This window comes from Sphingobium tyrosinilyticum (genome assembly GCF_042654265.1).
GTDB lineage: Bacteria > Pseudomonadota > Alphaproteobacteria > Sphingomonadales > Sphingomonadaceae > Sphingobium > Sphingobium tyrosinilyticum.
The window spans coordinates 20,367-29,007 of the sequence record NZ_JBHSFZ010000010.1; the positions used below are offsets into that span (position 1 = coordinate 20,367).

Below are 8,641 nucleotides of genomic sequence, written 5' to 3' on the forward strand. Positions count from 1 at the left end.
GCTGTTATCGCCTCCGCCATCACGGAGATCATGATGGCACATCCGCATCTGAAACTTGCCGGCATCGCCTTCGGCGCCGGAGCCGGTGCCCTGTGGGGCCTGGTGTTCCTGGCGCCCGAACTGGTGCGCGATTTCGATCCGCTCCAGCTGACGGTCGGCCGCTACCTCTTCTATGGCCTGATTTCAGCGATCCTCATTGCACCGCGCTGGAAAGCGCTGACGCCCCACTTGGCGCGGCGGGAATGGTTCGCGCTGTGCTGGCTCTCGCTCGCGGGCAATGTGCTTTATTATCTGCTTCTGTCGAAAGCGATCCAGACCGGCGGCATCGCCGTGACCTCGCTGGTCATCGGCTTCTTGCCGGTCGCGGTGACGATCATTGGTAGCCGCCACCACGAGGCCGTCCCTCTTACCCGTCTCCTCCCTTCAATAGCGCTGTGCTGCGGCGGGGCGATCTGCATCGGCTGGCAGGCTCTCGCCTTACCCGCTTCGGAATCGGTAATGGCGCAGGTCGCGGGGCTGCTCTTCGCCATTGGCGCGCTCGTATCCTGGACCTGCTACGCCGTAGGCAACCGGCGCTGGCTGGAGCGGCTGCACCATTTCTCCGTCCATGACTGGAACCTGCTGACCGGGGTCGTCACGGGCTTGCAGTCGCTGGTCCTCGTCCCCATCGCCGTTGCCGTGTCGACCGCCCATTCCGGCGCCGCATGGACGCGCTTCACGATGGTTTCGGCGGGCGTGGCGGTTCTAGCGTCGATCGTGGGGAACGCGCTGTGGAACAAGATGAGCCGCCTGCTGCCGCTCACCCTGGTCGGGCAGATGATCCTGTTCGAAACCCTGTTCGCGCTGATCTACGGCTTCCTGTGGGAGCAGCGCCTGCCGACGATGCTCGAGGCCGCCGCCTTCATCCTGGTCGTCGCGAGCGTCCTATCCTGCCTCGCAGCCCATCGGAAAAGGGTGATGGTGCCGCTCGCCGCTGCCTGACCCCTTCCGGGCCGCCGCGACGAAGTTCGCCAACACCGCCGATGGTGCGTTTGGTCCAGTCGCAAGCGCCAGCGGGATGGAAGGAATATTGTCGGCGATCTTCCGGAAACTGATGCCGAGCACGCCGATCCGCGCCAGCGATGAGGGAACGAGCGCGATGCCCAGGCCGCTCGCCACCATGTCGATGATGGAGGTGAGTCGGGCCGCCTAATGGGCGATGAGGGGCTCGCACCCCGTCGCTCGGCAGGTCTGCAGCACCGCATCATGGAAACTGGAGCAGGGACTTGCCCAGCAGGATAAAGCTTTCTCCCGAGAGGTCGGCCCGTTGCAGGCGGCTGATGTGCGCCGTCGGGCCGACTGACGAATGGGCCTGTTATGATCGATGCACGTTGGTATAACCACCGGCGTCTCGGCCGGCCCGAATTGAGCATTGCGCCGGATTTAACCCAGCGCGCACTATCCTTCCATGGCCTCCAGTTCGATACCTTTGGTTTCCCGAACTCTTGACCAGACAAAGAGCAACGAGAGAAGCGAGAAAATCGTGTAAGCCGCATAGGTGCCCGGCAAGCCCATATTTCTGGCGAGCCAGGGAAGCTGGTACCGACCGCGAAGTTTGTGGCCCATTGAGCCGCGCCTGCAAGGGCGAGGGCCGACCGCGCATGCGGTTCGGGAACATCTCGCCCAGCATGGCCCACATGACAGGCCCCCAGCTGAGATTGAAGAACACGACGTAGATGTTGGCGGCGAGAAGCGCCGTTGTGCCGACGCCCTCCGGCAAGGCGATCGCACCGTCGACACTATGTGCTTGCACGAAGCACCAGGCGAGCGTGGCCAGCGTCGCTGCCATGCCCGCCGATCCTATGAGCAGCAGCGGTCGACCGCCGATCCGGTCAATGAGCAGGATCGAAACGATGCAGGCAACGATGGATATCGCGCCCGATACGATGTCGATCCTCAAGGCATCTGCTTCATTGAAACCGGCCGCCTGCCAGAGCACCGCCCCATAGTAGAAGACGACGTTGATGCCGACGAGCTGCTGGAATAAGGCGAGACCGACGCCGATCCAGATGATCGGCCGCCATCCTCCGCCGGGCTTGCGAATTTCGGCGAGGCTGGGCTTGTGGCCTTTGACTAGCGAAGCCTCTATGTCTGCCAACTTGGCAGTGGCGGACGCTGATCCGAAACGCCCGGCAAGAACGACACGCGCCTCGTCCATATGCCCCTTGGCGACCAGGAAGCGGGGGCTTTCGGGGATGCCAAACAGGCTGACGAAGAAAAGCAGGGCGGGCAGGGCCTGCACCCAGAACATCCATCGCCACGCAGGCTGCCCGCCCCAAAGGTGGCCGAGTGACGAGCCCGCCGCCTCGGCCAGAAAATAGTTGGCGAAGAAGGCGCCCGTGAGCCCTGTGATGACCATCACTTGCTGGGCGCTGGAAAGGCGGCCCCGCACATGAGCGGGCGTCACTTCGCTGATATAGGCGGGAGAGAGTACGCTCGCCGCCCCAACCGCGACCCCGGCGAAGAAGCGGGCCGTGGCACGGATGAGGGCGCTCGGCGACGCACCCGAAGCCAGCGCGCTTATGATGAAGAACAGGGCGGCCACAATCATGACCTTGCGACGGCCCCAGATGTCGGCAAAGCGGCCGGCCAGGAAGGCGCCGAACGCACAGCCCGGCAGAAGGGCGCTGACGGTCAGCCCGAGTTGCGCCTCGCCGAGGCCGAACGCATGTTTCAGGCCGTCCTGCCGCTCAACCCAGCCGCTGTCGTCGGAGCCACAACTTCCCGGTACGTATGAAGTAGGAATGACGGGTTTCGGGATTACGCGCACGCACATCGCGGCAGTGGAACTCGCCCAACGGTGGTGGGCCAGTGCGAAATGCTCGCCCCCTTAACCGAAATCGGCTTGGTACTCGAAGATTGAAATTCCGGGACGCTTGCACTGATGCACATTCCACCCTATCTTACCTTCATCTTACTTTGGAGGGCGCCATGGGCGTGCCGGAACGGATTACGACCACGGTGTCAACCAAGGGACAGGTGATCCTGCCCAAGGCAATCCGTGAGCAACGGCATTGGCCTGCAGGTACGAAGCTGATTGTCGAGGAGAGGCCGGAAGGCGTCCTCCTGAAAGCTATGCCGATCTTTGCACCAACCGATATCGATGCCGTTTTCGGATCGCTGCGGTCGACCAAGCCTGCTTTGTCCATCGATGCCATGAACGCAGTCATCGCCAGGGAAGCGAAGCGACGTGCGCGGGATTGATACCAATATCGTCGTGCGGCTGCTGACCGCTGACCATGCGGATCAGGCGCAAGCCGCCCGGCGCGCCATTGAAGGTAAGGAGATTTTCCTCGGTGTGACCGTGCTGCTCGAGGCCGAGTGGGTATTGCGCGCGGGATATGATTTCGAGCCCGCCCAGATTGCCGGCGCGTTACGCGGACTGGCCGGCTTGCCGGGCATGTCCGTGGAAGAACCGGCCCAACTGACATTGGCGCTAGAGTGGATGGAAGGCGGCATGGATTTCGCCGATGCCCTTCATCTGGCGCGATCGGGCCATTGTGTGGATTTTCTCACCTTCGATCGCAAATTGGCGAAGCGCGGAAAGGGTTTGAACGCAATGCCGGTCGTCATCCCGTAACTCTATATCTGGCGATCGGCATTTTCCCAAGGTTCGGAATTGGGCGGGTCCCTGCGGGGCAATCCGCGTCTTTTAGTCCGCACAGACGCCCCATCCTATTGCTCGCCGTGCGGAAGTGCTCACCGTCCAGTTCGACGCCGAGGAAGGAACGCTAGCAGGACTGCGCCGCTTCCATGGTCGCTCGCGATCCGCAAAGCAGCCTATCGCATATCTGCCGTTCCCGCGTTGCAGATTGCTGCCCTCTGGCGGCAGCATAGATCAGCTTGCTGAGGAGATAAGCTTCACGAGGTTGTGAGAGCGAAGGATGTGATGGCAAAACGGTCGAACCGGGAACAAGGACAAACCCAAGGACCGACCTAGCAGGCGGTGATATTTCTCGTGCTACCAAGCTTCGAGCGCTCAGGTCGGCGGGCCAAATCTATTGTCTAGGGCATCCACGACCTTCTTATGGTGTGCAACAAGTTGCACGGTCGATTGCGCCAGTATCTTAAGAGCTGGATAATCGCCGTTCTTGCTGTAGCTGCCATGAAGGTTCAGTGCCTCCTGATGCGCCGCAGCCTGCTGGCTGACATATTCAGCATCGAATGCGTCGTCGCTGGCCGACTGCAGACTGGAGAGCATAGCGTTTCGTCGCGCATCCATATTCTTGGGAATCGCGATGTTCACGGGATTGTCCGCAACGAACTTCCGAAGGGCTGCGCTGCTTATCTTATGGTCTTCGATCATCATGCGGGCAAAAGCTTTGACCTCCGGAGACTTTGCGCGAGCGAGCGCAATTCCGCTCGCTTCCATTTCATACATGTCGCCAATCGCGGACTGCGGGATGTAGAAGGTGGTGGTGACGGCGTCATGTGTACTGGACACGCCTTCAGGTTTAGGCCCTTCATAATGCTTGGCCACGGTGGCGCTGCCATTTGCCAACTCATCCTGGCCCGAGACACCGCTAGTCTGGCTGCAAGCGGCGAGCAGCGCCGCTGCCGACACTGCGAAGAGGATAACTTCACCTTGTGCTAAAGTGCGCGTTGTCATGGCTGCGTTCCCTTTCCACCGGTCCCCGGCGCACCAATCCCCGGCATCGTGTTCGAAGCGCCGGTATCTCCGGCCGCGTTGATTGCTTCTTGCTGATTAGTGCCGCCCGGAACGCGACCGCTGTCCTGTTTCGAGGCTGGGCTGCAAGCGGCCATGGATAGCCCCAGTCCAAGGAGAAGGCCGTTAATACTCGAAGGGCGAATGGGGAAGGATGTTGATGCCATGCTGATCTCCTAACGTGAACAGCAAGAACGTCCGCAGGGCGACGGAAGCGCAGATAAGTTTCGACAACTTAAGTCAGGGTTGTGCCGCTTTTAAAATTTCCGCCGCAGAGGATGATCTGAACCGACCGCTCTGAAGAGTCGAGCATTTGAGCCGCGGTCTAAGAGGTCCGGCCATCTCTGCACGTGCGGAGAGCCTGTCACTGATTCGTAGCAGTGGATTATTGAGCGTTATCCGGGGCTGGCATTTTCTGGCTCTCGAATATCATCAAGATGCAACCACATCAGGAACGACATCCCCAGCGCACCCACGCCGCAGCCGCCTGTATGACAGGCTAACCATTTGAAGCTCGCGGTCCGCCGCCGGCGTCGCGTTGTGGGCGTGGAATGTCGATGGCAACAGCTTCAGGATGGACGAACGGGGCTTTGTGCTATTGGGCCATCCCTAGCGCGCTATGGTCACCATCGAAGAGCTTTCGGAGCACATCCATCCCGTTGATCGAGAACGTATCAGGGCAGCCTTTCGGCGACGCACGCAGTCACAGGCCCCTTTAAAGCCGATTTCCGGATCATGGTGCGGGAGGAGATTCGCTGGATCACCGCTATGGGTCAAGGCGAAGACGTGGGCATCGTCGGCCCGACCAGGTTTGGCATCTTCCTTGATGTGACCGGCCACACACCGGCTGAGGAAGGGCATGAACTTCTCGCTGGTGAAATCAGCCACCGGGTCAAGAACCTTTTGGCGATTCTTGCGCACCACATCGAGCAAGACCGACATGGCGGGGGAACTCATTCAACGGCTGACGGCACTAGGGGACGCAACGGCAGCTGGCTGCAAATGCTTCCGACCGCAAAATTAGCTGCGTGCCGCAGTTCGTCAGTTCGCTCGCGCTCGTGGCCCAAGAGGGGCCCAGCGGTCGTTCGCCATGATCAACGCAATCCCTTTTGCATATTGCATCTGCCGCCAACCTGTGGGGCTATGATAGATGCCTACGGCCCGCCAGAAATCCCTCTCATCGTGAAGTGCCGAGAGGAATATCCATCTCGCGGCGTCCACATTGAAGCAGGCATCATCCCGGAGCCAGGACCTAACCTGGGCCTCACTGCGCTTCGTCAGCCGGGCGATGCGAGGCACCCACCAGCTGTTGACCTGCATCGGTCCTAAGTCGACGGAGCCATCCCTGTTCCTTACCTCCGCACCAATCCATCCCCCCTCCTGCCTCCTCAAGGCCCGCAGGGTTTGGGTGAGCCATGGTCGTCCAGAATCTGCCCGACGGATGCATTGATCGATCGCCGTCTCCGCCCTCAGCATGTCACCGTTCCTCGCCACACCATAAACTGCCGTTCCCTGAACGCTCAGCATGGAAGCGAAGCCGCCGGCCAAGAGCGTTACACGACACCGCCCGATCATCGATCCCGCCCTCGCTCCAGGCGCACCTCGGTCGTCCGGTCCGGCTCTTTGGGCTGGGAGATTTCTGGCTGCGACTGGTTCCGAAGCACGCGCTCGATAAGTGCAGTGAGAGTTTCGGTCGCGCGAAGCCCCGCGCCGGCCAGCCCCTTGCGGTCGCTCCCTCGATCACGGCCTCTGCTTTCGGAGCGCCGGAGAGCCAATCCACGCCGCTGCACGTCAAAGAGGTCGCGTTCCTTCTGGATGCGGGCAGCTTCCCTTTCGAGGCGCGCTTCCGTCCCGCTTGGCTTGATCAGGTCCAGCCCTTCTAGGGATGACGTTTTCTGGCCGGAATTACGCTTCAATTTCTCCACGAGGTCCGCCCGGTTCTCGGTCCAAAGCGTCACGCCAGATTCGGCACGAGTGATCGCGGTGTAGAAATTTTGTCCCGTCACCAGGGGAGAGTCGACGGGAGCGAGAACAAAGACCCGCGGGTAGGTTTTTGACTGCGAGGAGTAGACCGTCTCGGCATAGCCGTGATCCCATGTCTTGTGTTTCGAGAGGTCGATCTCCTGTTGTTCGCCGCGATCCCATCGGATCGTGGCCCGCTCGTTCTCCAATCGCTCGACCGTCCCCCGCTCGGCATTTTTAAGTCCCAGCTCCTTCGTCGCCAGACGCCATTGGATTCGATCCGCCGCCGCAAGGCCGCGGTCCTGTACGTTGAAGACGCTTACCATGGTGGCGCGCGTTCGGCGGGGGTCCCAAAGGATGATTCGGCCCTGCTGATCCTCCAGCCCGACTACTTCGCGCCCGCTCTCTTCTTTCCTGAAGCCGACGACTGCATATTCCGCCTGCCGGACTATTCCAAGCTTATTGACATCGCGGTTGAACATTACAACCTGACCCTTGGAATAAAGGCGGGCCATTCTACGCTCCTCACCCGAAAGGCCCGCTGGCGCCAGAATTTTCAACGGCACTTCCTCGCGACCGATGACACCTTCCTTCTGAAGCCCGCGCCGGACATTCGCGTTGACGGTGATCCGAGTGGCATTGTCGAGCACGAGGATGTTCGTCGAAGCGCGCATTTCTGGGGTCAATTGCATCCATCGATCGACAAGATTTTTTGCAAGCTTGCTCGCTTTGTCCCCGCTCACGACGCAGTCCAAAAAGCCGATCGCCCGCGCATATTCTCCAAGGCGCGCCTCCTTTACCGCCTTCATCATCCTTTCATTGTTCTGCTGACGCAGCGACTCAGGGAGCTCTGCCTTGGGCAATCCAAGCTCCTGAAGCAGCCAGAATGCCTTCCCTTGCTCAATCGCTCCGGTCTGCTTGTTGTCGCCGAGAAAGAGAATCCGAGCGCCTGTATCCCGACTGAGTTCTAGGAGCCTCAGTGCCTGGCGGTTGCTGAGCTGCCCGGCTTCATCGACCACCAGAAGATCGTGAGCGTCTAATTGGCGTCCGCCCGAGACGATCAAATTCATGACCGTCTGGGAGGGAATTTTCGCTTTCTTCCCCAGTTCTGCTGCAGCGGATGAGGTCGGCGCGAGGGCCTGCACCCGGACATCCGCATCCACCGCTGCGACCAACGCCCTAACCAGGGTCGACTTACCGGAACCCGCCACCCCATGGATTCCGATGAAGCGGTCGCGAGATGTGGCGAGCTTGGCGAGCGCGCGCTCCTGCTGAGAGGAAAGCTCCTCTGCCTCCAGAACCGAGAGCAGCCGGTCAGTGGAGGCGAGCGGCCGAGTATCATCCAACGCCAGGGCCAGGTGCTTCGACAAGGCAATCTCAAGCCGGGCGGTCGCGCGGCTTGTGCGCCCGCGCGTCAGGACAGCATCTCCGGTCTGGGTCCGCGTAGCCAGGAGCTTTTCCCGCTCTTCATGTTCCCTCACAAATGGGAGGACATCACGGAGGCTCACTTCTCCGACATGTACTGCGAGACCGGTGCGGATCAACTGCCCTTGACTATTCACCGCCTCGCGTGTTTCCATATTTCGGATACCGAACAGAGTGGCGCGCCCCGCGATGGCTCGACTACCCTCATGGTCGATCACCCCATCTCGATCGGCGGCATCCTTAACTTTATGGAGCATTTCGAGGAGAGGTCCCGCCTCCTTGTTCCAACGCTCGCGAAGCCCTTCTATGGTCGTTTTCTGTTTGGCCTTGCGCGTCTGATAGAAGGATGCGACGCGAGCTGCCTGTCCCATGCGGCCATGGTCCTTCGCGTGGGCGTCGATCTGCTCGGCTCGCTTGGACCACTCCGCGATCAGGCTCTTAGGTACGCCTCTGGACTTGTAACGGTTTTGCGCCGGTCACCTATCTCATTATGCCACCTTGGCTTCGAACGCGAGTGGGCTGATGCCGCCCAGGTATGAATGGCGGCGA

General features: G+C 60.7%; 6 protein-coding genes and 2 pseudogenes. 3 read left to right on the forward strand and 5 right to left on the reverse strand.

What is annotated here, in order from left to right; genetic code table 11:
* Positions 1–30 precede the first annotated feature (30 nt).
* Complete coding sequence (locus tag ACFO3E_RS07205) at positions 31–981, forward strand: DMT family transporter (RefSeq protein ID WP_380803506.1); 951 nt, start codon at positions 31–33, stop codon at positions 979–981.
* Between the two features lie 456 nt (positions 982–1,437).
* On the opposite strand, the pseudogene ACFO3E_RS07210 reads toward ACFO3E_RS07205, so the two are convergent.
* Positions 1,438–2,815: pseudogene (locus ACFO3E_RS07210) on the reverse strand (sugar porter family MFS transporter).
* Positions 2,816–2,970: 155 nt separating this feature from the next.
* Here ACFO3E_RS07210 and ACFO3E_RS07215 point away from each other — a divergent pair.
* Positions 2,971–3,243: an AbrB/MazE/SpoVT family DNA-binding domain-containing protein gene (locus ACFO3E_RS07215; protein WP_066529590.1), complete on the forward strand. Its 273-nt coding sequence runs from the start codon at positions 2,971–2,973 to the stop codon at positions 3,241–3,243.
* Positions 3,230–3,619, forward strand: coding sequence for a type II toxin-antitoxin system VapC family toxin (locus ACFO3E_RS07220; RefSeq protein WP_066529593.1), 390 nt, complete (start codon positions 3,230–3,232; stop codon positions 3,617–3,619). Before ACFO3E_RS07215 ends, ACFO3E_RS07220 begins: the two co-directional genes overlap by 14 nt.
* A gap of 399 nt (positions 3,620–4,018) precedes the next feature.
* Here the strand turns inward: ACFO3E_RS07220 and ACFO3E_RS07225 are convergent, their stop codons facing one another.
* From ACFO3E_RS07225 to ACFO3E_RS07240, 4 genes and pseudogenes are all read right to left on the reverse strand, one after another.
* Complete coding sequence (locus tag ACFO3E_RS07225) at positions 4,019–4,519, reverse strand: DUF4142 domain-containing protein (protein WP_380803508.1); 501 nt, start codon at positions 4,517–4,519, stop codon at positions 4,019–4,021.
* 795 nt (positions 4,520–5,314) lie between these two features.
* Entirely contained in the window at positions 5,315–5,647 is a 333-nt protein-coding gene (locus ACFO3E_RS07230) for a hypothetical protein (RefSeq protein ID WP_066529596.1), read from the reverse strand.
* Positions 5,648–6,276: 629 nt separating this feature from the next.
* Complete coding sequence (locus ACFO3E_RS07235; protein WP_380803513.1) at positions 6,277–8,349, reverse strand: ATP-dependent DNA helicase; 2,073 nt, start codon at positions 8,347–8,349, stop codon at positions 6,277–6,279.
* Between the two features lie 27 nt (positions 8,350–8,376).
* Positions 8,377–8,532, reverse strand: a pseudogene (locus ACFO3E_RS07240) (relaxase domain-containing protein); the annotation flags it as partial.
* Positions 8,533–8,641: the final 109 nt, after the last annotated feature.

Bases quoted from the DNA above. Each gene is read 5' to 3' on its own strand.
- ACFO3E_RS07205 (WP_380803506.1), top strand. From the start codon at position 31: ATGATGGCACATCCGCATCTGAAACTTGCCGGCATCGCCTTCGGCGCC.
- ACFO3E_RS07215 (WP_066529590.1), top strand. From the start codon at position 2,971: ATGGGCGTGCCGGAACGGATTACGACCACGGTGTCAACCAAGGGACAG.
- ACFO3E_RS07230 (WP_066529596.1), bottom strand. From the start codon at position 5,647: ATGTCGGTCTTGCTCGATGTGGTGCGCAAGAATCGCCAAAAGGTTCTT.
- ACFO3E_RS07235 (WP_380803513.1), bottom strand. From the start codon at position 8,349: ATGCTCCATAAAGTTAAGGATGCCGCCGATCGAGATGGGGTGATCGAC.